Consider the following 26,457-nt stretch of genomic DNA (forward strand, 5'->3'; position numbering starts at 1 on the left):
CCCTTATAGTATATATAATTTCTAACAAATTATTTGTTAACCTTTAGATAATCTAAGAGATACTAAAAAATCATTTATTAATAATTACGCTATGCCATTGATTTTTTAGTACATAGTCAAATTATAACGAATCTTTATCAAACTGATTAAGTATCTTGCATCTTCAACGTCTAATTCTTATTCATCTTCATTAAAAACTTATTAATTTATTTTACATCATTCTAAAGCTTCATTCAAACTATTTGTATTTTTTAATTATTTTTCTTTTATTTTACTTGATTTTTTATTATAATAAAAATGATTTTCAATGTTTTTTAGAAAGGGTGATATAATGTCATATAATTTAACAGATCCTTATGAAATCGCAAGATTTATTAAGGAATCAAAAAAATCAACTCCAGTAAAAGTTTATGTAAACGGAGATTTAAGCAATGCTGAAATGAATGATGTAGAATGGTATGGTACTAACGGATTTTACATTCTAATGGGGGAATCTGATTTTATAACAAAGATAATATTAGATAATAAACATCTTATTAAACATTTTAGAATAGAAAACGATAGAAGAAATTCTGCTATTCCTATGCTAGATTTACTTGAAGTAGATGCTAGAATTGAACCAGGTGCTATAATAAGAGATAAAGTTACTATCGGTAAAAATGCTGTAATAATGATGGGTGCTGTAATTAACATTGGAGCTGAAATTGGCGATGGAACTATGGTTGATATGAATGCTGTTGTTGGTGCAAGAGGCCAATTAGGTAAGAATGTTCATTTAGGTGCTGGCGCTGTTGTTGCTGGAGTTTTAGAGCCACCAAGCAAGGAACCATGTATGGTTGGGGATAACACATTAATTGGAGCTAATTCTGTAATTCTTGAAGGTGTTAAAATTGGTAAAGGTTCAGTTGTTGCTGCAGGTTCTGTAGTTACTGAAGATGTTCCAGACGGAGTAGTTGTTGCAGGTTCACCAGCAAAAATCATTAAATCTGTAGATGATAAAACAAAGGACAAAACACAACTTTTAGATGATTTAAGAAAATAGAGTTCATCAATTTAACTTGAATTTACATAATAAATATGAAAAAATAATAATTTAAATATACTATGTATGTTCATATAACACAATAAGGTATGTTTACCAAATAGGTAAACATACCTTATTCTATTAATAATACTAAACCAAAAGAAATAAATTTAAATACTTGCTTTCGATTTACAAGGACTATAAAATAAAAGACTTCGCCCAAACACATAATACGAAGCCCTCTATTTTAACGTTCAAATAGTACCTGAACATATTTTTAAGTTATAATTAATTATTGACCATTGATAATTATAGCTTTTTCTGAAGTTCTTAATTCTTTTCTTCACTAGATTAAAAATGGTAATATCAAAATTTTATACGGCACCTTCTTCGCCTTGGCTTTCTTCTTTTTGTGCTCTTTCCATCTTGGAAATTGAAACTTCATATGCAATCTTTTTCACAACTTCGTTCTCAGATACCTTTTTTTGATACTCTCTACTTTGAAGTCTTCCCCATACTCTAATATTATCACCCACACTTAATGTTTGACAAAATCTTGAATTTCTACCCCATGCAATAGTTGGAATATAATCTGATTTATTATATGCTCTATTTACAGCAAGTAATACATCAGCAATTTCACGTCCAAAAGGAGTTGTCCTATAAATAGGTTCTTTGCATATATATCCGTCTAAGAATATTTCATTTGGATTTTTGCTTTTTTCAATGCATGGTTCAATGTTTCTTGCAAAAACGGTAAGTATAAGCTTATTAGATCCATCTATAAATTTATTATAAGATCTAAGCTGCCCTTCAACGATCACTTCTGTTCCTATGTCTAATTTTACATCATTCAACAATCTTTCTGAAACAGTAATGTTTAATGTATCTACTGAATCACTTAATCTCATTACATCTAAATCAAATGTATAAAACCCTTCACCATACATTTCATGACTAAACTCTAATTTAGATGTCACCTTACCTTCTAGGTAAATTTTGTTATTTAGCATTAAATTATCCATTTGTAATCCCTCTCTCTATCGGAAATTATTTTTATTTCGTATAATATATGCCCTCTCTAGCATATATTACCATTATAATACAAAAGCTAATTTTTTTCCAATAATTATTAATTTTTTTAAAAAATATTAATTATTTTTGTGTTGTATCCCTTCTTTATCTACACTATAATTTGATGAATATATCATTTCTCCTACTGTTTTAAACGTATATCCATCAGATTGCAATTCTTTTATTATTCTCTCCAAATTGCCCGGTGTATACTTTGCATTATTATGAAAAAGCATAATTGAACCTGGTTTTATATTTTTCATTACTCTTTTATATTCAGTTTCTGCTCCAAGTTCTTTCCAGTCTACAGAGTCAGCATTCCACTGTATAGCCATATATCCTAAGTTTCTTACTTTTAAAAATGCCTGCTTATTATAATCCCCACTTGGAAACCTAAATAATTTAGGCCTATCTCCTGTGTATTTTTCAATAATGTCATCAGTTTTTTTAAGTTCTTCTTTCATTCTTTCTTCTCCTATTTTAGTAAAGCTAGGATGTTTATAACTATGATTACCGATTTCATGTCCCCCTTCTTTTATTGATTTTAATTTATTTACATTATCTTCACTATAATTTACCCATCCTCCCATTATGAAGAATGTCCCTTTTACATTATATTTCTTTAATATGGTTAATATGCTTTCAAGGTTATCTTTTTCAGCCCAATTTACATCGAAACTTAAACTAACAACCTTATCTTGGGTATCAACCGAATAAATTGGCTCTTCTTCGTGTTCACTTGCACTTACTTTAATGGTTCTATTAATTCCAATTGATATAAAAACTAAACAAATAATCAAAAATAAATCTATTCCAATTCTACCTACTCTCCATCTCACAATCTATCCTCCTTAATTAATTTATTCTTTTCTCTAATAGCTCGCTATTAGACAAACCTGCTTCCTTGCCTGATAAAAAATAATTATGACATTTTGAACTTCTATTTTCCTTCATATATCTAAGTTTACATTGTTTTATTATTAACTATATTCATTCTTTACTAATTTATGCTATAATAAAATTACAGTTTCATTAGTCATGGAGGTAATTATGTACGAAAGTTCATCTGAATTGGCAGAAAATAAGTTATTAATGTTATATGTATTAAAATCAATAAAAAATCCAATATCGAACACTCAGCTTACTGAAATAATTCTTGAAAATAACTTCATCAATTACTTTACATTTCAACAATATTTGTCTGAGCTAGAAAATTCTAAATTCGTTGAATATCGTGAGGCTAATGATAAGAAATTATTAATATTAACAGAAAAAGGTGATACTGTTCTATCTTTATTTAAAGACAGATTATCACCTTCAAAAATTTCTATTGTTGATGAATATATAAAAGAAAAAATAGAATCAATAAAAAAAGAATTAACTATACATGCTGATTATACAATAGGTACAAATGATAGCTTTATAGTTGATTTAAAAGCAATAGAAAATCAAGCATTACTAATGGAATTGAAATTAACAGTTCCATCAAAAAATCAAGCTAATTCTATTTGTAATAAATGGAAAGAGAATCCTTCTGAAATATATACCAACATAATTAACGTGTTAATTAACTAATATATTTTTAAGGCACAAATTTTATTTTAAAGCATTGATTAGTATCTTCTTTTATATTAACTTATTCTACTTTAGTTAATATTTTTCTTATTATAATTGATTTTAATACTCTATTTTTGTAAGGCACATCATAAAATGACAGAACAGTATGTCTTTATATTTTTAATATTTGATTTGTTATTTAATACATGTACCAAAAATTATATAAATTCAATTTTCGATAAAAGTTATATCGTTAGGTTCTATGCCCACTGGTATGACTTTTATTTTTCCATTTTTTAGATTTATTATTTTTAATATTCCATTTAAATAATCTCCTACAAACATGTTTTCTTTAACTTTAACTATTCCTCTAGGCATTCCTCCGACAATTATTATGTTTTCCTCTCTAAATTGTTTTAAATCAACTATGCTTATAGTTCCATCGCATAAATTTGAAACATATATATGATTCCCTTCCTCAAATACATCAACTGGTGAAAAACCAACAGTTATCTTATTTATCAATTCTAAATTTTTTAATGAAATAATACCTATACTTCCTTTTTTATCATGACCAAGATAACTCATGCATACATATAAGTATTGCTTACTTTTTGATATAATTATTTTTATAGGTGTACTTTCTACTTTAATTCTTTTTATTATAGTATTTTTCAAAATATCAATTACAGTTATACTATCATCACTCATATTGCTTACAAAAATAAGGTTTTCTTGTTTCAGTAGTGATATATTATGAGGAAATTTGCCGGTAGGAATTTCAAAATTTACTTTTTCATTAATCAAATCATATACTATCAATGAATCAGATTCCCCACATGCTACATATGCTAAATCATTATAGGCTTTTATATCATTAGGATGTGCTCCTATATATAAATTTTTTTCTTCTTTAAAATCAAAAATATTCACTATTGAAATACTATTATTATAATTATTAGCTACTAAAATTTTATCTTCATATAATGATAATCCATGAGGACCAAATGGATTTTCACCAGTAGATAAATATAGGTCTTGCACTTTTAAACTTTCAGTGTTAATCTTACTTAAACTATCTGAACCAGTATTACATAAAACAACGTAACTCATTCCATTCCCTCCTTTTGGATAATCATATTTGTACTTATAATATATTCCAAATATATATTATTGGTACAACTTATTTTCTGTAATATCTTTATTTGTTGACAAATTCCTACTATAATAAGAACATAGACAAGTATACGTAAAACTTTAATCTTAAATCATACATTGGTTTAAAATTATGTTTATAACTAATACTTTCTTAGGCACATGAGAATAAATAATAGACCAATGCCGCAAAACATATTTTGTACCAAACAAGGAAGCAGTTTATCCTTATAGCAGGTATATTAATTTAGATTGCTGACATAGTATGATGCAAAATATACAAACATACTGGTATATTATTTTGGAATTGTGCCTTAATATTTACATTAATAAGGAGCGTGAATTTTATGTTTTCATACAAAACATCTGGTGTGTGTTCATCTACAATTAATTTAGAAATAGTAGATAACACTATTAAATCTGTAGAATTTGTAGGTGGTTGTGCTGGAAATCTTGCAGGTATTGGAAGTCTAGTAAAAGGACTTACTGTAGACGAAGTTATAGAAAGATTAAAAGGAATTGATTGTAGGGGTAAAGGAACATCATGTCCTGATCAATTATCTAAAGCTTTATTAGCTTGGAAAAAGCAAAATTAGCAAGAAATTAATAATATAGGGTTCCGCAATAAGAATAGAGCTTATATAAATCCCAGCCGAAATCAGATACATTTGTCCCATAGAACTATTACACAAACATGTATCCAATTTCTCTGTCTGTGATATATTAAATTCTCAACTAGGAACCGTATAGTTGATTTCTAAAGTTATAGTAGTGCATAACAAAAAAATTACTGGAAAACTTATCTTCCAGTAATTTTTAGATATATTTTTTAATAAATATAATTGTTTAAAGCTTAAATATAACAAAACATCAATTTCTAAAATATCATTACAAGTTATTCACTATTGTAGATATTCTTCCTTTGTTCTTGATAGTAAAGATAATGTACTAGTAATCTCATCCATTACATCCTTGTAACTTAAATATAAATCAATTTTTATATATTCATAGTTATTTGTTATTTCTTTTATACTACCATAAATATATTTTCCATTATTAATTAAATTATTTAATACAACATTATCTTCTTTAGGTATATATCCAATTATATACCCCTGAGTTGTTACAACTTGAATTCTCTTTTCACCATTTAAATTGTTTGATTCTTTTATCAGAAAAACTGTATCATTCTCTGAGAGTTTATCAAATATTTCGCTCATATCAATGTAATTAGTTCCTGTAACTTGAATTGAGTTTAAATATATATCTTTAACATGTATCCCTAAATTTGTATACTTGCTAACATCAACATATTTTTTTTCTTTTTTATCTAATTTAGTTATTAGTGAGTTGAGTCCAATTCTAATATTGTCAACCATCTCTGAATTAATGGCATCATTTATAATTTCTTCATCTAATGAATTAAATTCTTTTTTAAACTTTAATAAATTACGTATCACTTGAGTTCTCGTTTCAATTAATGGAGATCTTAGTGCCTCTAAATTAAATTCCTTATATTTCTCTTTAAACTCCTCATATTTAGAATACTTTATTATTATAAAAAAACAAACATGTTCTATATCATCATATTCTAAATTATCCATAGTCAATTCATCTTGTCCACACAGTATTTTATCCATTGGTAATTTTTTCAAAGCAAAATCAAATGCATATCTCTTTATCGCCTTATTCCCAATAGAAAAAGCATATTTATATATTAGTGGATTAGTAAAATCTCTATTTATAATTATTTCAAATTCCTTCTTTTTTAATTTATATCCAGTCTTTTCTGCTGAACTTATTAAAACACTGCTTTCAATCTCTATATTACATACTTCATTTTTTATTATGTCATGCCATATTTTCTTCTTGCATATTTCTTTACAATATTTAATTATATCGTTGTAAGTATCCATATATTTTGATAAATTCCTAGCTTTATCTTCAATATCATACTCAACTATAATAGTCTCTATTGAATATAATATAGAAATTACTGAATATAATGAATATATTCCTCCAGGACATTGATCAATAATTTTTAATAGTTTACAACACACCTTCAAGCCATCTTTAATATCATCTAATCCATAATCTGAAAGGAGCATACTAAAAGATTTTGATATTTTTTCAATTTCTGATTTATCAAATTTAGTCTTCTCAAAATAATCTAAAAGGTCTTGAGAAAGCATGCTATAACCTATTAGTTCTGTTACAGCTTCATCATTATCTGAACCTTCTTCTATCATCCATTTTTTTATTTCATTTGTTGTTGGTTGAAGCACTCTTATACAAAATAATTTTCCATATCCCTTTGATCTTTTACTTAATTGAAAAATATAATTATTAGTTTTACCAATATACTTATAAGCCATAACTACATAAAATATATATTCATTATGGATAGAAAATACATCTAAAATTTCTTCTAATTTTTTAACATTGCAAATCGGAGCAAGTATTAACCCAAGTTTTATTGTCTCATCCGAGCAACTTTCCAATAGTATTTTAGTTATAATACAACTTAGCTTTTTCATTATTTCTTTGTCGCTTCTTATTAAAACTTTAAAAAGCCTAAATATACTTTCATAGTAATTAATTGCTGGATTTAATGTAACATATCCATCTATATTAGATATATCATCACTGCTATTAACGTCAATAAATATCTTCATCAGCTCACTCGCCAATCTATTTTTTTCATATTCTTGCAACGTTTTAACCTTATTAGTAATACTTTTGAATTCCTTTATTCCAGCTACTTGGAAGTCCTGATAGCTATAAAGTTCTCCCTGATTTCTATCATGAAACTCTTTTAAATCACGATAGATTGATTTTTTATTGTAAATTAAATTTCCGTTAATTTCATTAACCATATAACTTTCATTACCCCCTTCTTCTTATAACTCCTACGTTTTTATATTCTTTTATGAATTCTACTGATACATTTATTTATCGATAGAAAACATAATAACACTATTTTACCATATTAATTAATATTATAGAAAAGCTATATATAAATTTATATACATAGCTTTTCTATAATATTAATTAATTATTGAATTTATAATTTTTCTCATATCTCCTATCATATATAATGATCCACTTACTAAAATCAAATCTTCTTCTTTTGACTCACTTAATGCGATTTTTAATGCTTCTTCATAACTTTCCAATGCTATAGTATTGGAATTATATTTTAAAATTTCATTTTTTAAATCTTCACTTAATTCTGCTCTTTCACTATGCGGAGTTAATGCATACACTTTTTCTGCTAATGGAGTTATTTCTTTGATCATTTCTTCAACTTGTTTATCCGCTAAAATTCCAAGTAAAAGATACATGTTATCATATTTGAAATACTTCTCTACATTTTTTCTAAGAGCTCTTATTCCATCTATATTATGTGCTCCATCAATTACTATAAGTGGCTTTTTGCCTAATACTTCAAGTCTTCCAATCCATTTAACATCCCTAAGAGATTCTTCTATAATTTTTTTATCTAAATCTATATTATTTATATTACTCAATACTTCTATGGTATTTAAAGCCACACTTAAATTTAATATTTGATGCTCTCCAAGTAAAGGAAAATCAACATTATATATATTTCTATTACATTTAATTTGTACTTTTTGGTATGCATTCTCATAATCTATATCCATTAGTCTGCCACTATTTTTGTCAACTAAATAAACTTTTGATTTTTTTTCTTTTGCTATATTTAATATAATCTCCTCTACTTCTTTTTCTTGGGGATATAACACAACTGGAACTCCTTCTTTAATTATTCCAGCTTTCTCTTTTGCAATTTCTTCTAAAGTGTTGCCTAAAATATTTATGTGATCAAAACTTATAGATGTTATTACACTTACTTCAGGCGTTAATACATTGGTTGAATCTAATCTTCCTCCAAGACCAACTTCTATAACCCCATAATCTACCTTTTCATTATAGAAATACAAAAACATAAGTGCTGTTATAATTTCAAATTCTGTTGGATGCTCATACCCTTCCTCAATAACTTTATTTATAGCTATTTTAACTTTTTCTAATAAGTTAACCAAAATATCCTTTGGAATATTAATTCCATTTATCTGCATTCTTTCTTCAAATTCCTCCAAATAAGGAGAAGTATACATCCCAACCTTATATCCAAATCCTCTTAATATCTTCGTAATCATAGCAGTAGTAGATCCTTTACCATTGGTTCCTGCTATATGTATTAATTTAATTTTTTCATGTGGATTTCCAATAAGTTCTAAAAGTCTAAATGTTCTTTCAAGTCCATAATTAGAACCAAATCTACCCACACTTGATATATAATTCATCGCCTCTTCATATGTCATACTCATTTTCTATTTACCTCTTTACATTTTTTCTTTAGGCACATGAAAATAGATAACAAGTCCAATTTGCTGTGGATATTTTTCATCAGGCAAGGAGGCAAATTGCCGTCATAGTGGGTCTATTAGTTCAATTTGCCAACGTAGTATGATGAAAAATAGGCCTTCAAATTGACTTGTTATTTTTTTGAATGTGCCTTACTCCATTATACTTCAATTCCAAATAAATTCATAACATAAAAGCTATATAAAAGTAAAGACTGCTTTTATATAGCTAATTACATCTAAATCAATTTATTATTTCTGTAGAGGAAATTTATTTCTCATTCTTTTATTATCCGTAAATATTAAAGATAATAAAATGCTGGCAAGTAAAATCATAATTATAATTAATACTGAATTTGTGACGGATATTTCAATTCTCCAAAGAAGTAATATAAGTTTTGCACCTGTAAATAATAATATACAACCTACTCCATACTTCATAAATCTAAACATATTATTCATTTTTTCTAATATATAATACATGCTTCTTAATCCAAGTATTGCAAATATATTAGAAGTATAAACAATAAATGTATCTGTAGTTATGGAAAAAATAGCTGGTATAGAGTCTATTGCAAATAATACATCTGAACATTCTATTATTATAAGCACAGCAAAAAGTGGTGTTGCATAAATCTTTTTATTTCTTTTTATAAAGAATTTATGTCCATCAAAAACATTGGATATAGGTATTAATTTTCCTAATATTCTTATTGCGAAATTATTTCCAAATTCCACGTTTTGATCCTTATTTGAAAACATATGCATACCACTATATAAGAGTATTATTCCAAACAATGATAATACCGAGTGAAATTTATTTATTATTGTCACACCGAGTAAAATAAATATTAAGCGTAATACCATTGCCCCTATTACCCCATACAATAGAACTCTTTCTTGATACTCTTCTTTTATTCCAAAACTTGAAAATATCATTAGAAATAAAAATATATTATCTAAACTTAATGACATTTCTACTATGTAACCACCAAAATATTCAACTGCTGAATTTTCACCTCTTGTATAAAATATAAGAATATTAAATAATATTGATAAAGTTATCCAAAAAATTAAATTGAATAAATATTTTTTTGTTTTCAAAATCAAAATCCTCCAGTTCATAATAAGTTATACTACACATTCTATTAAACATATTCAAATAAATAATAAGTCCATGTGCCTTATTTTCTGTTATGTTTCTCTTTAAGAAAATATTATAATTTAATTTATATTTAAATCTATGTTAATATATTACTTAATATTCTTACCACTATAAATTATCAATTACTAAAGGGATTTTATCATATTTTAATAAAGCAAATTCAAAAATAACAAATCAATATGCACGGCATTTTGACTTATTATTTTCTTTCACGTGGTTAAAAATAAAAGATATTGTAAAATATAAGTAATTTACAATATCTTAGTATTAATCGTTCAATAATTTTCAAATATGTAAAACTAACTAATCTTAATGACAATCTATTTCCATAACATTAAAATTTGTAGTTTACTCTAACAACGTAAAAACAGAGGAAACTACTTTTTTCTTACTATAAAAATATTTATCTTATGTTTTAGTTAGTTATTTTTTAGTGTAATTTATTATTAGTTTAAAGCTTCAATTCTTACTTTAACTGCATCAAGCATTTCTACATATTTAACTCTTTTTTCTTTTTCTGCATCTACAACTGCTGCTGGAGCTTTAGCCACGAATCCTTGATTTCCTAATTTTTTATCTATTCTATCAATTTCGCCTTCTAATTTCTTAAGTTCTTTATTTAATCTTTCTAATTCTTTTTCTTTATCTACCAAGTCAAGTAATGGCATAAATAATTCTCCACCCTTAACTACTAATGAAACAGCATTTGCTGGAACATTATTTTTATCAGATATAAATTCAACCTCTGAAGCTGAAGCTAATTTTTCTATATATAGAGTTCCTTCATTAAATGCTTTTTTAGCATCATCTGCAATATAACAAATTACTTTAGCTTTTCTTGAAGGTGGTACATTCATTTCTGCTCTTACATTTCTTAATCCTTTTATCGCTTCAATTACATATGCCATATCACTTTCAGCATCTTTATTTACTAATGCTGCATCGAACTCTGGCCAAGCTGAAGTTGTTATTGTTTCCTCGTCGCTTAAATGTGTAAATATTTCTTCTGTTATAAATGGCATTGCTGGATGTAATAATTTTAATCCTGTTATTAAAACAGTATTTAATACATTGTAAACTACACCCTTAGCTTTTTCATCTTCACCATAGAATACTGGTTTAACAAGTTCTATATACCAATCACAGAATTCAGTCCACATGAAATCATAAACTTTTTGCATAGCAATTCCAAGTTCAAATTTTTCCATATTTTCTGTAACTTCTTTAACTAAAGTATTCATTTCTGATAATATCCATTTATCAGCTAGAGAATATTCTTTGCAATCTCTATATTTATTCATTATTTCCTTATCAAGGTTCATCATAACAAATCTTGAAGCATTCCAAACCTTATTAGCAAAGTTTCTTGAAGATTCAACTCTTTCTGGATAATATCTCATATCATTTCCTGGAGCATTACCAGTAGCTATCATGAATCTTAAAGCATCAGCTCCATAAGTGTCAATTACTTCTAATGGATCAACACCATTTCCTAATGATTTACTCATCTTTCTTCCTTGAGAATCTCTTATAAGACCATGTATAAGAACTGTATCGAATGGAGTTTTACCCATACAATGAAGCCCTGAGAATATCATTCTTGCAACCCAGAAGAATATAATATCATGCCCAGTAACTAATGTACTTGTTGGATAGAAATATTCTAAATCTTCTGTTTTATTTGGCCAGCCAAGTGTTGAAAATGGCCATAATGCTGAAGAGAACCATGTATCAAGTACATCATTATCTTGTTCAATATTAGAACCTCCACATTTACTACATGTAGTTGGTGCTTCTTCAAGTACCATCATTTCACCACAGTCTTGACAGTAGTATACTGGGATTCTATGTCCCCACCATAATTGTCTTGAAATACACCAATCTTGAATGTTTTCCATCCAGTTAAAGTATATCTTATCAAATCTTTCAGGAACAAATTTAGTTTTTCCATTCTTAACTACTTCAATTGCTGGTTTTGCTAAAGAGTCCATCTTAACATACCATTGTTTAGATATAATCGGTTCAACAGTAGTTCCGCATCTATCATGAGTACCAACATTATGAGTATGTTCTTTAATCTTAACTAAAAGACCTGCTTCTTCTAAATCCTTAACTATAACTTTTCTAGCTTCATATCTATCTAGACCTTTATATTTTCCACCTTTTTCATTAATAATTCCTTTATCATCCATAACCCTAATAATTTCTAAGTTATGTCTCTTTCCTACTTCAAAGTCATTAGGATCATGGGCTGGAGTCATTTTAACTGCACCAGTTCCAAATTCTAAATCAACATAGTCATCTCCTACTATTGGTATTTCTCTATTCACTAATGGAAGTATTACTGTTTTACCAATAAGATGTTTATATCTTTCATCATTAGGATTAACAGCTACACCACTATCTCCAAGTAGTGTTTCTGGTCTTGTTGTCGCAATTTCAAGATATCCACTACCATCAGCTAATAGATAGTTGATGTGCCAAAAATGACCTGCTTGTTCTTCATACTCTATTTCTGCATCAGATAATGCTGTTTGACAATGAGTACACCAATTTGTAATTCTGTTTCCTTGATAAATTAATCCTTCATTATAAAGCTTAACAAACACATGCTTTACAGCAGCACTAAGATTTTCATCCATTGTAAAAGCTTCTCTTGTAAAGTCAGCTGATACTCCAAGTTTTTTAACTTGATTTCTTATTGTAGCTCTATACTTGTCACTCCATTCCCAAACTTTTTCAAGAAATGCTTCTCTTCCCATTTCTTTTTTATCATAACCTTCCTCTGCTAGCTTGTTTGCAACTTTAACTTCTGTTGCAATAGAAGCATGGTCTTCTCCAGGTAACCACAATGTACAATATCCTTGCATTCTCTTAAATCTAATAAGCATATCTTGAAGAGTATCGTCAAATGCATGCCCTAAATGAAGTTGACCTGTTATATTTGGTGGTGGCATTATTATTGTATATGGCTTTTTATTTTTATCAATTACTGGTGTAAAATAGCCTTTTTCTTCCCAAGTTTTATAAATCCTATCTTCAAATTCTTTTGGATCATATGTAGTTGATATGTTTTTAATTTCTGACATTTTCATTCCTCCATTTTTTTAATTTACTCAATAAATTAATAATTTTTCGTTGAACTTAGCTATATATCTTTTATAAAATAAGTCCAACTCACATACATTCTCTGTTGGCCTTGAAATAACCAAATGCAAGATACTGACAGAGAAAGTTCTGCTATTCAAATACAAGATTTGGATCATCACTTTTGGATTCTCAACGCAAAAAAAGCCTTCATCACAAAAGGACGAAGACTCGCGGTACCACCTTTATTTCCACGCAAACAATAATATGCTCTAATGGACTCTTAATTTAAATAACGATTCAGATAAACCGTCTTTAGCTACTACTATTTCACTAAAGAAGCTCAAAAGCTACCTTCAAAATTTCCTGCATAAGGGTTTTCAGCTATCCCCTCTCTCTTATTGGTTCTTTCTAAATCTATGATTTACCTAAAAGAACTGTACTCCTCAGATTTCCTGAATGAGTATCCTTTAATGCCTAAAAATTTTTACTCCTCTTTGTCATTGCTTTTATTTATTAATTTACTTAAAATAATAGCTTATAGTATAAATTTTGTCAATAATAGTTTTTTGTATAGATATCACAAAGTAGGAATAAAGGCCGTGCATCTATTTCGATGGCATAAAGCTAAGTTTATAAGTTGTTTATCTACTTTGCCCTTGAACTCTAATCATACTTATAATTCCATATATCACTGTAGCAAATGTAATACCAACAATTGCAATTAACATTCCTCCACTTACTCCCTGCATTTTTCCTAGCGCAGCTTGTATACTTTCCCATGTTAATATATTTATCATAAATGACATTTCTAAATCAATTAAAAGTATTAACTGACGTACAACCTTATATAAAGCTTCTGAATTTTTTTCTTTAACCGAAACTGAAATATTATAACACATAGGCATCTTAGTTAATACAAACATAAGTAAATGCATCCCTGTGCTAAATCCAATTATTCGAAATAAATAAGTTTTACTTCCAAAAGCATCTGGTGCTCCTGAGAATCCAAAATGAGTTGGCACAATTTCAGGAATATCCCTCCAAACTATTTTTAAATACACTATTATAAATATAATAGGAAGTGTTGCTAATATAATTAAAGCTTTGTCCTTCCATGATAATGGAAGTTTAACCTTTGATCTTCTTCCAACATTCATAAAAATCTTACCTTTCTCAATAATTCACAAAATAAGTTATACATAGCCAAAAGTATAACTTATATCTTTACATTACATTACCTATAGCATTTATTTACTGCCTGTAGTAATCTAATTAACGCTTCTTGCAACGCCTTAGTTGGACAAGCTAGATTAATTCTTTCAAATCCTTTAGCTTCATCGCCAAAAATATATCCTTCATCTAAGAATAACATGGCTTCTGTTATCATAAATTTTTCTAATGCCTTGTGATCCTTTTCTAATCCTCTAAAATCCAGCCATTGAATATAAGTCCCCTCAAGGTTTATAACATTAACTTCTGGCATATTTGGCTTTATAAATTCTTTTACTAGTTTTTTATTCGAATTAATTACTTTTATAAGTTCCTCAAGCCAATCTTCACATTCATTATAAGCAATTTCACAAGCCATATATCCAAAAATATTTAATCCAAGTTTCCAATAGACTTTCTACGCTCTACTCGAATCCTATCCCTAATTTTTTTATTCGAAGCTATCATGTTAGATAACTGTATTCCAGCTAAATTAAATGTTTTACTTGGTGCTGTACAAGTAACTGAATGATCTGAAAATTCCTTGGAAATATTAGCAAATACATTATGTTTGTATCCTGGCATTATTAAATCGAAGTGAATTTCATCAGATACAACAATAACGTTATTGTCTATACATATTTTCCCCATCTTTTCTAGTTCTTCCTTATTCCAAACACGACCAACAGGATTATGTGAATTAAATAAAATAAATAATTTAGTATTTTGTAATTTAGCTTTTCTTTCAAAATCTTCAAAATCAATCTCATGATGATCCTTACAAAGCACTAATTCACTTTTAATAATCTTTCTGTTATTCAATTTAATAGCAGTATAAAATGGATAATATACTGGTGTCATAAGAAGCACATTGTCTTCCTCTTCTGTAAGAGCTCTTATTATTATATGTAATGCTGGAATAACTCCTGAAAATTCTGTAATCCATTCTTTTTCTACATTCCAATCATGTCTTTTTTTCATCCAATTACATACTGCATTATAATATTCTTGTGTAGCTTCAGTGTATCCAAAAATAGTGGAATCTATGTATGTTTTAAGTGCTTCTGTAATCTGTGGTAGATTTTTAAATTCCATATCAGCAACCGAAAATGGTACTATACTATCGTCAACATTTGCATTAACTTTCCCCATTAAATTGCTCCAATATTTTTTCTAGAAACTAATGTTTCGAAATCGTAATTCATGAAATTCACTCCTCTATTAATAATATTTTGCAAATTAATAAATGATTTTTAAAAAACTGTAGGCTTTTTTAATTAATTATTTATCATTAAAATCACTGTTTACAATAAAAAAATAGCATTAGATATATATTTATATCTATCACTATTTATCAGTAAAATTAATCTATTTAAATTTATATAGAAATATTCATAAAATTAAACACTATCATTATTATTGTAAAAATAGCTAATCCAATAAAATTATATATTGAAAAAACTTTTAAATATTTAAATGTTTCGGTTTTATGTTGATTAACATATAATCTATACGAAATTGTATTTGCCATAGATGCAATTAAAGTTCCAAGACCTCCTATATTTGTAGCAATTAATAACTCACTATAATGATTGGTAAATCCAGAAAGTAATATTGTTGTAGGAACGTTACTTATAAATTGACATGATATTATTCCAACAAAATATGTGGTTAATCCCCCACTTAGTATACTTTTCATAAATGTTTCAACTACAGTCATATGAGATATGTTGCCGATAAATATAAAGAATCCAATAAATGTTATTATAAGAGAATAATCTACCTTCATAAACAATTTCTTATTTATCATTAAGATTGTTAGTACAGTTATTATAAATGCAATTTGATAATCAATAACACGAAATACTGATAATAAAGTTACCATCATTAAAAGTGCATAAAATATCAATTGATTTTTATTAGTTATTTCTACTTTTTCTAATTTAAATTGTAATTTTTCATTTTTTTGATTAAAAATAAGAAATGTTAAAAAAATCACTCCAAAAATACCTATTGGTAAAGTTATTTTTAAAAATTCTATTGGATTAATATTATATAGATTATAAATATATATATTGTGAGGATTTCCCATTGGCATTATGCTGCTTCCAAGATTAGCTGCTAAGGTTTGAAACATTACTGTCTTCATAACTTTTATATTTACTTTTTCAGCGATTATCAAAGTGATAGGTATGAATGTAAGTAAAGATACATCATTAGTCATTATCATAGCTGCAAAAAAAGTAATAAAAATTAATGTTGCACTTACATGTCTTGATGTTTTACATTTGCTTAATAATGAAGTAGCAATAAAATCTAAAACTTTTAACTCTCTAAGTCCAGCTACTACTACCATTAAATTGAATAATGTTATAAGCATCTTAAAGTTAATATAACTTGCACTTGGCAATGAAACACAAGATGTTATACTTGCAAGAAGAATTGCTATAATTAACAAATACTCTTTTTTCAAAATGCTAAATAAATATTCTTTACTTATAACATTCGATGATTTTGCTTGTGCTGATATTAATTGATTCATATTACATTCCTTCTTTTCTTTATACATAAATTGTCTTCAATATATATTTTAACATATTTTACTTAAATTTTACTTTAAAAATATATTCTTAACCTAACCTTAACAAATCATTAATATTTAGCATGTTAAAAAACAAAAAATCGATTTTAAAATATACTTATATCACTACCTATAATTATGCACTTTGAATCTTTTCCATGACCAATTTCATTTGTTTTTATTATTGGCATACAATCATCATCGATAACTTCCATTACTAACTCTATTATATTGGGTTCATAATTTTCTTTCTCCATCTCCGTATAACTTCCAAGAATAATTCCTTTTACTTTTTTTAATATACCCATTTGTTTATATTGAGTTAAATACGTTGATATTTTAGGTACATCTCCTCCCATACTTTCTAAAAACAATATCTTATTTTCAAAATCCGGCATATATTTAGTTCCTGCGAGTTTTAATAAGCATCTTAAATTTCCGCCTATAACAATCCCTTCCATATGATTTCCTTGTATCCACTCATAATCAAAATTTAAGAGAGATTTTTTATTTTCTACAGTAGTAATTTCATTATATTCTTTGTTTGTCTTCATATTTATAAAGGTATTTTTAAAATTATTAATCTGTATATCTTTATTTTCATCAACTATATTTCTTATTTGATATAGACATGTTTTCATTCCTGTCTTTGCATATATAGCATTCAGAATCACAGTTAAATCACTATATCCAAAAAATAGCTTAGGATTTTTCTTAATTATTTCAAAATCTAAATAATCTAAAATTCCATTAGCTAAATCTCCGCCTGAAACATCAAAAATAGCTTTTATATCTGGATTGTTAAAAAAATCCATTAAAATTTCTGCCTTTTCTTTATTACTTCCATTAAATATAGATTTTGTTCTATATAGATTATTGCTAAAGATAGTTTGAAATCCTAAAATACTAAGCGTTTCTTCTAATTCTTTCATAATAATATTACTTTTTTTATCTAATCCATTTGAACAAGCTACTATGCCTACACTATCACCATGTTTTAATAATTCCATAATGATCTCCCTTCAACATTTAAATAAATTTTTGTATACCTAATTTTATATTACTTTATTTCGCAAAAATATTCCATCTTATTAAACTCTAAGAAAATTTTAATATACCAACATATTACTGAAACTTTTTCTTTTATGAATATTATTTTATTTTCTCTAAATATAACTTTAATATGATTTTTCTAAAGCGCATCTGCTTTTAGTCACATAATATAAATAAATAAAAAATAGTGCTAGATATCTTTCTAACACTATTTTCATCACACGTTACATTTATATTGTAACTTTATGATCCGTTTATTTTAATTCGTCTTTGTCTAATCTATTTGGCTCCTTAAATTTATTTAGTAATAATGCCTTATAATATATTTCAGCTACATCTTCAACATATCTGGCCTTTAATAAAACTTTATCTACATCATCACTTACTACAAGTAAACCATGTCTCTCAAGTAAACATGCATCGCTCTTACGAAGTGGTTCTATAACACTTTTAGCTAATTCAATAGTTTGAGCCTTTTCATAAGGTGCTACGTAAATGTATCCTCCATAATATCTAGCATCTGCAACAACTGGTGGAATTCCCTTATTAGCTACTGCAAATATAGTTGCATATAATGAATGAGTGTACATTATAGCTCTTACATCTTTTTTTTCTTTATATACTTCAAGATGCATTAAAATTTCACGGCTTGGCCTCATTTCGCTCTGTATTTCAATTGGACTTCCATTTGAATCTACAATGCAAATATTTTCTGGTCTTAGTTGACTTCTATTTACTTGTGAAGGTGTTATAAGAACATAACCTGTTGTTTTATCTTTTATACTAAAACTACCTGTTTTTTCTTTACACAATCCATATTTTTCTGCTTCCTTAGCTATCTTAACAAGTTTAATCCTTAAATTTTCTAACATATTTTACTCCTCCTTAACTTATTCCATAACTAAATTTTCTTTATTTTACGTACATGCAAAAAAATAACAAGTCCAAAGTTGCCAGTAACATTTTTCCTCTTTAACCCTATATATTTATATTAAATAGATTAGATTGACACTTAATTCTACCTCTTTAAATTCATTAATTCATTCTTAAATATTCTCTCATCCATCAACTTAATTTTTTTATCTATAATAGGCCTAAATTCCATTTTATTTAAAATATCATTTTCTAAATCCATTCCTGGTGCAATTTCTGTTAAATGCAATCCATCTTCTTTCAATTCAAATACTGCTCTTTCTGTAATATACATAACTGGTTGTTTAAGCTTTCTTGCATAGTCACCACTAAACGTAATCTGTTCAACGTTGTCTACAAATTTTTTGCTTGTACCTTCATTTAATATATTCAATTTTCCATTATCACCTATTGCTTTAAATCCTTTAACCGTAAATGTGCCACAAAAAACTAATTTCTTCGCATTTTGTGTAATATTAATAAACCCTCCACATCCAGCAAGTCTTGAACCAAATTTACTTACATTAATATTTCCACTCTTATCAGCTTGTGCAAGTCCTAAAAATGCTATATCTAAACCGCCACCATCATAAAAATCAAATTGTGTTGGTTGATCAAATATGCATTCCGGATTCATAGATGATCCAAATTTTTTTCCTCCCTGTGGAACTCCTCCTATTGGTCCTGGTTCAACAGTCAAAGTCATAAAATCGCATATTCCTTCTTCATTAGCTACACTTGATATTGCTTCAGGCATTCCTATCCCAAGATTTACTACACTATCACTTTTAAGTTCCATTGCAGCTCTTCTGCCAATTATTTTTCTAGCATTCAATTCTAATGTCTCTGAATTATTTATATATATTCTCTTATCTCCACTTAGAGAAGGATCATAGGAATATCCAAGTACTTGTTCCTTATCTTCCTCATTTTCTATTTCAACAACATAGTCAACATAAATTTTTGGTATTCTTACATTTCTAGGATCTAGTGTTCCTGCATTAACCACCTTATCAACTTGTACAATAACAATTCCACCACAATTTTTAACAGCTTGTGCTATACATGTTGCTTCTGATAAAGTTGCTTCATGCTCCATTGTAATATTTCCATTTTCATCAGCATATGTTCCTTTTATTAATGCTACATCAATATCTTGAGCCCTATATAATAAATTCTCCTGTCCTAACACGTCTATTACTTCTACTATATCATCTCTAGTTATAGAATTTATTTTTCCTCCTTCTATTCTAGGGTCTACAAAGGTATTCAATCCAACTCTAGTTATTGTTCCAATTTTTCTACGTGCTATATCTCTAAACAAATTACACATAACTCCCTGTGGTAAATTGTATCCTTGTATTTTATTATCTATCATCAATTTTCCAAGTTTGGGTGCTAAATTGAAATGTCCTCCAATAACTTTTTTTATTAAGCCTTCATGTGCTAAATGGTTTAACCCTCTACTATCACCATCGCCTTGTGCTGCTGCAAACATTAAAGTTAAATTTTGAGGTTTATTGTACTTAAGGAATCTCTCTTCCAAGCTTTTAATTAATCCTTCAGGTACACTTAAACCCGCAAATCCAGATATTCCAATAACAGAATTATCCCCTACTACATTTGCAGCTTCCATTGAACTAATAAACTTAACCATAAACTTCACTCCCATATCTAACAATTGTTATTTTTTTATCAATCTTATATATATTTATATGAATATTATTTTTATAATATTCTGATTATTTTTCTACTATCTATATATATGAATTTTCTAAAAAAAATGTTCTCAAACCATAATGTTTTTTATTAACAAATAATATATTTATGGTATTTTTTAAAAACTTATTTTTATACCATGGTTAATTTTTTAACACTTTAATGGTTAATTTTTTAACACTTTATATGTATAATTTTAATTAATGATAAAAATGTTCAGTATTATTCACCATATGATTTAGATAACTCAAATTTAATCAATATGATATACATCAAATATTTTGTTAAATAATATAATTCTAAAAGCATGATGTTAGCTTTATAAAATACATCATGCTTTTAGAATTATTAAAACTTACGATTCCTATAAATATTAATTTAATAGATTATATTTTTCACAATACTTTTAAAAAAAATATTACTGGAAAGCATATTTTCCAGTAATATTCTATAACACACTTATGTTCTATTGCTTATATAACTGCTGCGCCATCACTATCAAGATAATATCCATCAACAACAGTATCATACTCCATTGCTCCATTTTCTTTTAGATAATACCACTTAGAGTTATAATTTAACCAACCAGTTTGCATTATTCCACTTTGATCCATGTAATACCAGTTACCATATACCATTTTCCATCCCCATGCAGGTACTCCTTGTTCAATTAGCATCCATTTTCCATCAGATGTTTTTGCCCAAAAATCTCCTTCATTTCCTGTACTAATTTGAGTGCTTACAATACTTCCACTTGATTTATCATCTGTACTTTTGCCTGGTATACTGTCTACCCAATTAGTACTGGTATCTTCTGTTTTGGTATCGTTGTTATCACTTTCATTAGTAGCAGTAGGATTAATAAACTTATTTGTATAAGAATTAACATTATAATTACTTTTATCCTGATCTTTCGATTCATATCCTGGCTTTAAATTGTTTAATTCTTCTTTAGTATAACCAGTTTCACTTGAACTTGCTGCATATGCACAAGTACTTTGAACCATGATTGCTGTAATAGCTAACATTAATACTTTTATTTTGTTGCTCTTCATTTTCTTCATCCCCCAGAATGTTATAAATAAACTGTCTTTGTTATAGGTTATACAATTCAGCTTAAATTATAAAGCTATACTATAACCTTATCTTTATTATCGATTAAATTTATTATTTCTTCAGCATTTTTAGTAATAAAGTAACAATAATCAAAAAATAACATATCAATGCATTCGCCTATTTTGCATCCTTTTGCATATTATTTTTTTACGTACCTTAAATCTCAAAACTACTTTGATCAATCCATTTATACTGTGGTTTTATGTTCTTTATATCTTCCACTAGCCTATATAATGCTTCATCTTTTTTCTTACATTCTAACATCACATCAAAATCTCTATCAATTTTTTTTGTTTTTTCTATAAACTCTATGAAATCAGTCGCATTTATATAATCTGAATGCTTTCTATCCTTCTCATGATCTCGTGGAGTTGAAAAATGTATTTTGGGTGGCAATTCTTCTCTATTCCATGTATTAAATATTTCTTGCAGCATATCCTGAATTGATTCTCCATTATTATTGCAATTATGATGATGTACATCTAACACCATTGGAATATTCAATATTTTACATAAATTTAATACTTCTTTTGCTGTATAAGTTTTATCATCATTTTCTATTATCAATCTTGAAGTTATCTCTTCTGGATATTGATTAAAATTATTTATAAATCTCTTTATTCCTTCTTCTTTTCCTCCTGTTGCACCTCCTACATGAAGCACCATTTTCCCTTCTTGGTAATTTAAATCTTCAAACCATTCTGCTTGACATATTAAATTTACCTTTGTATTTATAACAACTCTTGGATTTATACTGTTTAAAACATTGAATTCATCTGGATGCGTATCTACTCTCATATTATATTTTCTTATTAGTCTTCCGATATGTTCAAAATCTTTTTTAAATATTTCTCTATGTCCCCAATATCCTACTTCAGGATGAGTAACCAAAGGAACCAGTGCAGAAGTTATCCTGTAAAAATGTATGTTATTTTCTGCATTATATTTAAGTATTGTTTCCAAATCTTTTAAATTAGATAATGCTACCTTCTTTAATTTTTCTAATTTTTGTTCATCTGTAGACAATTTATTATAATTAGCAAAAGTAACTGTACTAGAACTTGTTACTGTTTTGCCCAATTTCATAGAAATTGCTACATAACCCAATCTTACTCTCATTTTGCTTCTCCTACCATATAATTTTAGTTAGACACGTTCAAAAAATAATCATAACATTTTGGACTTGTTATTTTCTTTCATGAGCCTTAATTTATTTTTCTCAAGTTCATAAAATTCAATACATTATTTACAAAAAAAGAACCCCCAATATGGGAGTTCTCCTCTATCTTAATTACTTATTAATAATTTTTCTATATTTTCAGCATTAGCTTTTATCGCGAATATGATATTTTCGTCTATTCTTAGTTTACATTCATTTTCATTTACTTTTATTTGATTAATAGTTAAATTGTTTGAAGATAATTCTCTATATCTTGCTGCTGAAATATCTATAGTGAACTTTTTACCTTTAGCCCCTGTAAGCTTAATTGTAATCCCTTGTTCATTTTCATCCTTAATTAATATGTCTATAATATTATCTTTCTTACTGCAACAATGTGATTCTTCACTTGGAATTTTTTGAATTGATGCCTCTCCTGTAATAGTCATCCATCCCCCACTTAACGTTGATTTAATCAATATGCTTAAATTATGTTCTTTTTCTATTTTCTTTAAAAATTCACCTAACTCATACACATTTAATTCATATTTCATCTTTTTACCACCTCTTTTATCTTTTATAAAAATATTGTATCATCTTTTTGCTTATTTATTATATATTTTTGTTATTTTTTCATATCTTTATTAATGTATTGATCTATAAATACTGATCTACGTAATGCTATTTGAGCTAACATTAAAATTTCATAATATAAAAACAACGAAACTTTAAAACCTTTCTATTTAATTACATCGCTTTAATTTACTTTTTTAATAATAAGTATGAAAGTCATGTATATAATTTATTTGTCACCTTTATAATAAAAAAAACATATATCAAATAATGAGCTCAATACTAGTCTGTTTTAATCAATAATTAATTAATTCAGTTTATGTTAATATACACCAACATCATGTTTTTATATTTTTAACAAAATTCAACTAAATATACATTGCATATTTAGTTGTTAAATCTATATATATTTCAACTTCATAAGTTCATGCTCACTGCTATAATTCTGTATGTAGTTGTATTATGTTATTGTTGTACTTATAACCTAAAAAATATTAGATAAGTGAAATTACAATTTTGATGATGCTTCACTTAATAGTATAATTCATTATCAATTGATAATGATTATATCCAACTAATCCCTTGCTTTTTATTAGTTTTTAATATATTATAGTAGTAATTTATTTTATCAAATGATAAAATATAAATAAAAATGGAGTGATATTTTAAATGAATGCTAAAACTAAAGTCGCTAGATTATCTTTACTTTCAAATACAATTTTAATATTTATGAAGCTAATTGTTGGTATTTTTACTGGATCAGTCAGTATAATATCAGAAGCTATTCATTCAACAATGGACTTGCTTGCTGCAATAATTGCATTTTTTTCTGTAAAAATATCAGATATTCCTGCTGATGATACACATCCTTATGGACATGGCAAAGTAGAAAATATTTCTGGTGTAATAGAATCGTTACTTATATTTGCAGCTTCTGTTTGGATAATTGTTGAAGCAGTAAAAAAAATACTTAATCCTGGTGAAATAGAATCTGCTGGAATTGGCTTTATAGTTATGTTTGTATCCGCTCTTATAAATTTAGTAGTATCTAAAAAATTATATAAAGTAGCTAAAGAAGAAGATTCAATAGCATTAGAAGCCGACGCTCTTCACTTAAAAGCTGATGTATATACTTCCTTAGGGGTAGGAATTGGATTATTTCTTATATGGCTTACAGGATTAAATTACTTAGATCCAATAGTAGCAATTGTTGTTGCTATATTTATATTAAAAGAATCTTTTGAATTATTAAAATCTGCATTTAACCCTCTTTTGGATGTTAAACTATCTGATGAAGAAATTGAAATTATTAGCACTGTTATAAGTAAATACTCATCCGTTTATTGTAACTATCATGATCTTAAAACAAGAAAATCTGGACGAATTAGATATATAGAATTGCACTTAGTATTTCCTGCAAATAAGTTAATTAAAGATGCCCATGATATATGTGACGAAATAGAAAATGATATTGGAAATGCATTAAGCTTTACCCACGTCATGATTCATTTAGAATCTTGTGATAAAGTATGTGATTGTTGTGAATTCAAGACTCATTGTATATATAGATAAAATTAAAAAATTAATTTAAATCTGCAAAAAAGTTACTACACTTATTTTAAATTGTAGTAACTTTTATTTATTAGTTTTTATACATTCCCATATTACCAAAATAACGCAATTTATTATATTTTGAATCAGTTGATTTAAAATAAATATAAATAGAACTTTTATCCAACTGATCATGTAATTCAAAAAATCTTCTATCTCCATATCTTATTGCTTTAAGTGCCATTGGCATTTCTGTTATAAATATATAATTTCTTATGCTTGAATTTTTTGTAATACCTTCTCCATCTATAAGCACTTCTCCATAAAAAATATAATTATCTTTTAATCTATTCAACTGCAACAATACTTCATCTCTATTGGAATAATCTATTTTATCAATAGCATATTTAGTCCCAATAGTTACAAAAATCTCCCCTGTTGAATCTGAATGTGTAACTGTATATTTCCGTTCTTCGACAGGTTGTAAATAAGTCACGTTGTCACGGTATTCAGTCTTTACTTTATTCTGATCAAATTCAGACATAAAACAACTCCTAAAAATTCATTTTCTATATTATATTTTTAAGAATTATTTTTTGTTCTTTTTCAAGCTAATAAAGATATTTTTAAATTTTAAAAAATAAAATAAAGCATCAAGATTTTAAAATGATGCTTTATTTTATCATATTGTTCATTAATATTATAAATTATTACGGCACGTTCAAAAAAATAACAAGTCGATGTACAAATCTTATTTTTCATTATGCTGCATCAACAGATTATTCCAATACGCCCACTATAGGACCAATCTGATTCCTTATCTAATGAAAAATAATCATTAATTTTCAATTTGTTATTTTCTCATGTAATTAAATTTTAAAATCGGTTGGATCATATGTCTTTGCTTTTGGCTCTCCAAAAACTGCTTTTACGCTTTCTGCTTGAGGATTGTGATTAACATTTTTCTTTTTTCTTGTATTATTTTCTTTCATTTTATTACTGCTCATTACTATCACCTCAATATTATGTTTCACAATTCTAATTTTTTTTATTCTTAATATTTTTTCATTTAAGACACATGAAAAAATAATAGACAAGTATACTGGTCTATTATTTTTTGATTGTGCC

General features: G+C 27.0%; 23 protein-coding genes and 1 other annotated feature. Of the genes, 4 read left to right on the top strand and 19 right to left on the bottom strand.

The genetic code is table 11. The features are described from left to right. Positions 1-331 precede the first annotated feature (331 nt). Positions 332-1,042: a 2,3,4,5-tetrahydropyridine-2,6-dicarboxylate N-acetyltransferase gene (gene dapD, locus CLSA_RS13300; RefSeq protein WP_022746873.1), complete on the top strand. Its 711-nt coding sequence runs from the start codon at positions 332-334 to the stop codon at positions 1,040-1,042. A gap of 356 nt (positions 1,043-1,398) precedes the next feature. Here the strand turns inward: dapD and CLSA_RS13305 are convergent, their stop codons facing one another. Both CLSA_RS13305 and CLSA_RS13310 read right to left on the bottom strand, forming a co-directional pair. After that, positions 1,399-2,049, bottom strand: a complete 651-nt coding sequence (locus tag CLSA_RS13305; protein WP_022746874.1) for a single-stranded DNA-binding protein — start codon at positions 2,047-2,049, stop codon at positions 1,399-1,401. Positions 2,050-2,175: 126 nt separating this feature from the next. Next, on the bottom strand, positions 2,176-2,937 hold the full coding sequence (locus CLSA_RS13310) for a polysaccharide deacetylase family protein (protein WP_022746875.1): 762 nt from the start codon (positions 2,935-2,937) through the stop codon (positions 2,176-2,178). 211 nt (positions 2,938-3,148) lie between these two features. Between CLSA_RS13310 and CLSA_RS13315 the strand changes: the two genes are divergently transcribed. Further along, positions 3,149-3,673, top strand: a complete 525-nt coding sequence (locus CLSA_RS13315; protein ID WP_022746876.1) for a DUF4364 family protein — start codon at positions 3,149-3,151, stop codon at positions 3,671-3,673. Positions 3,674-3,883: 210 nt separating this feature from the next. Here CLSA_RS13315 and CLSA_RS13320 read toward each other — a convergent pair whose 3' ends face one another. Further along, a complete protein-coding gene (locus CLSA_RS13320) occupies positions 3,884-4,768 on the bottom strand; it encodes a YncE family protein (RefSeq protein ID WP_022746877.1) in 885 nt (294 codons plus the stop codon). A gap of 389 nt (positions 4,769-5,157) precedes the next feature. Here CLSA_RS13320 and CLSA_RS13325 point away from each other — a divergent pair, with 389 nt between their 5' ends. Further along, complete coding sequence (locus CLSA_RS13325) at positions 5,158-5,406, top strand: TIGR03905 family TSCPD domain-containing protein (protein WP_022746878.1); 249 nt, start codon at positions 5,158-5,160, stop codon at positions 5,404-5,406. Between the two features lie 306 nt (positions 5,407-5,712). Here CLSA_RS13325 and CLSA_RS13330 read toward each other — a convergent pair whose 3' ends face one another. The 14 genes from CLSA_RS13330 to CLSA_RS13390 form a co-directional block, all read right to left on the bottom strand. After that, the gene (locus CLSA_RS13330) at positions 5,713-7,686 is read right to left on the bottom strand and encodes an HIRAN domain-containing protein (RefSeq protein ID WP_022746879.1); all 1,974 of its coding nucleotides are present in this window, start codon (positions 7,684-7,686) and stop codon (positions 5,713-5,715) included. 171 nt (positions 7,687-7,857) lie between these two features. Beyond that, complete coding sequence (locus tag CLSA_RS13335) at positions 7,858-9,165, bottom strand: bifunctional folylpolyglutamate synthase/dihydrofolate synthase (protein ID WP_022746880.1); 1,308 nt, start codon at positions 9,163-9,165, stop codon at positions 7,858-7,860. A gap of 288 nt (positions 9,166-9,453) precedes the next feature. Continuing rightward, a complete protein-coding gene (locus CLSA_RS13340; RefSeq protein ID WP_022746881.1) occupies positions 9,454-10,305 on the bottom strand; it encodes a TerC/Alx family metal homeostasis membrane protein in 852 nt (283 codons plus the stop codon). Positions 10,306-10,812: 507 nt separating this feature from the next. Then, positions 10,813-13,455, bottom strand: coding sequence for a valine--tRNA ligase (locus CLSA_RS13345; RefSeq protein ID WP_022746882.1), 2,643 nt, complete (start codon positions 13,453-13,455; stop codon positions 10,813-10,815). Between the two features lie 214 nt (positions 13,456-13,669). Then, positions 13,670-13,966 (bottom strand) — a binding site (T-box leader). 131 nt (positions 13,967-14,097) lie between these two features. Further along, positions 14,098-14,613, bottom strand: coding sequence for a DUF1648 domain-containing protein (locus CLSA_RS13350; RefSeq protein ID WP_022746883.1), 516 nt, complete (start codon positions 14,611-14,613; stop codon positions 14,098-14,100). Between the two features lie 77 nt (positions 14,614-14,690). Beyond that, positions 14,691-15,044 carry a beta C-S lyase family protein gene (locus CLSA_RS24035; protein ID WP_236903245.1) on the bottom strand — a complete coding sequence of 118 codons (354 nt, stop codon included), beginning with the start codon at positions 15,042-15,044 and terminating at the stop codon, positions 14,691-14,693. A 14-nt stretch (positions 15,045-15,058) separates the two neighbouring features. Beyond that, a complete protein-coding gene (locus CLSA_RS24040) occupies positions 15,059-15,817 on the bottom strand; it encodes a MalY/PatB family protein (protein ID WP_236903248.1) in 759 nt (252 codons plus the stop codon). 226 nt (positions 15,818-16,043) lie between these two features. Continuing rightward, positions 16,044-17,207, bottom strand: a complete 1,164-nt coding sequence (locus tag CLSA_RS13360) for an SLC13 family permease (RefSeq protein WP_022746884.1) — start codon at positions 17,205-17,207, stop codon at positions 16,044-16,046. A gap of 146 nt (positions 17,208-17,353) precedes the next feature. After that, a complete protein-coding gene (locus CLSA_RS13365) occupies positions 17,354-18,256 on the bottom strand; it encodes a S66 family peptidase (RefSeq protein ID WP_022746885.1) in 903 nt (300 codons plus the stop codon). A gap of 297 nt (positions 18,257-18,553) precedes the next feature. Then, positions 18,554-19,171, bottom strand: a complete 618-nt coding sequence (locus CLSA_RS13370; protein ID WP_022746886.1) for a class II aldolase/adducin family protein — start codon at positions 19,169-19,171, stop codon at positions 18,554-18,556. A gap of 146 nt (positions 19,172-19,317) precedes the next feature. Then, complete coding sequence (locus CLSA_RS13375) at positions 19,318-20,868, bottom strand: acyl CoA:acetate/3-ketoacid CoA transferase (protein WP_022746887.1); 1,551 nt, start codon at positions 20,866-20,868, stop codon at positions 19,318-19,320. A 535-nt stretch (positions 20,869-21,403) separates the two neighbouring features. Continuing rightward, positions 21,404-21,985, bottom strand: coding sequence for a cell wall-binding protein (locus tag CLSA_RS13380; protein WP_022746888.1), 582 nt, complete (start codon positions 21,983-21,985; stop codon positions 21,404-21,406). A gap of 217 nt (positions 21,986-22,202) precedes the next feature. Continuing rightward, complete coding sequence (uvsE, locus tag CLSA_RS13385) at positions 22,203-23,165, bottom strand: UV DNA damage repair endonuclease UvsE (RefSeq protein ID WP_022746889.1); 963 nt, start codon at positions 23,163-23,165, stop codon at positions 22,203-22,205. Positions 23,166-23,333: 168 nt separating this feature from the next. After that, entirely contained in the window at positions 23,334-23,759 is a 426-nt protein-coding gene (locus tag CLSA_RS13390) for a hypothetical protein (protein WP_022746890.1), read from the bottom strand. Between the two features lie 688 nt (positions 23,760-24,447). Between CLSA_RS13390 and CLSA_RS13395 the strand changes: the two genes are divergently transcribed. Continuing rightward, positions 24,448-25,350: a cation diffusion facilitator family transporter gene (locus tag CLSA_RS13395; protein ID WP_022746891.1), complete on the top strand. Its 903-nt coding sequence runs from the start codon at positions 24,448-24,450 to the stop codon at positions 25,348-25,350. A gap of 70 nt (positions 25,351-25,420) precedes the next feature. Here CLSA_RS13395 and CLSA_RS13400 read toward each other — a convergent pair whose 3' ends face one another. Both CLSA_RS13400 and CLSA_RS23475 read right to left on the bottom strand, forming a co-directional pair. After that, entirely contained in the window at positions 25,421-25,873 is a 453-nt protein-coding gene (locus tag CLSA_RS13400; RefSeq protein ID WP_022746892.1) for a staygreen family protein, read from the bottom strand. A 325-nt stretch (positions 25,874-26,198) separates the two neighbouring features. After that, a complete protein-coding gene (locus tag CLSA_RS23475) occupies positions 26,199-26,336 on the bottom strand; it encodes a CPC_1213 family protein (RefSeq protein WP_022746893.1) in 138 nt (45 codons plus the stop codon). Positions 26,337-26,457 lie beyond the last annotated feature (121 nt).

Source organism: Clostridium saccharobutylicum DSM 13864 (assembly GCF_000473995.1).
Classification (GTDB): Bacteria; Bacillota; Clostridia; order Clostridiales; family Clostridiaceae; genus Clostridium; species Clostridium saccharobutylicum.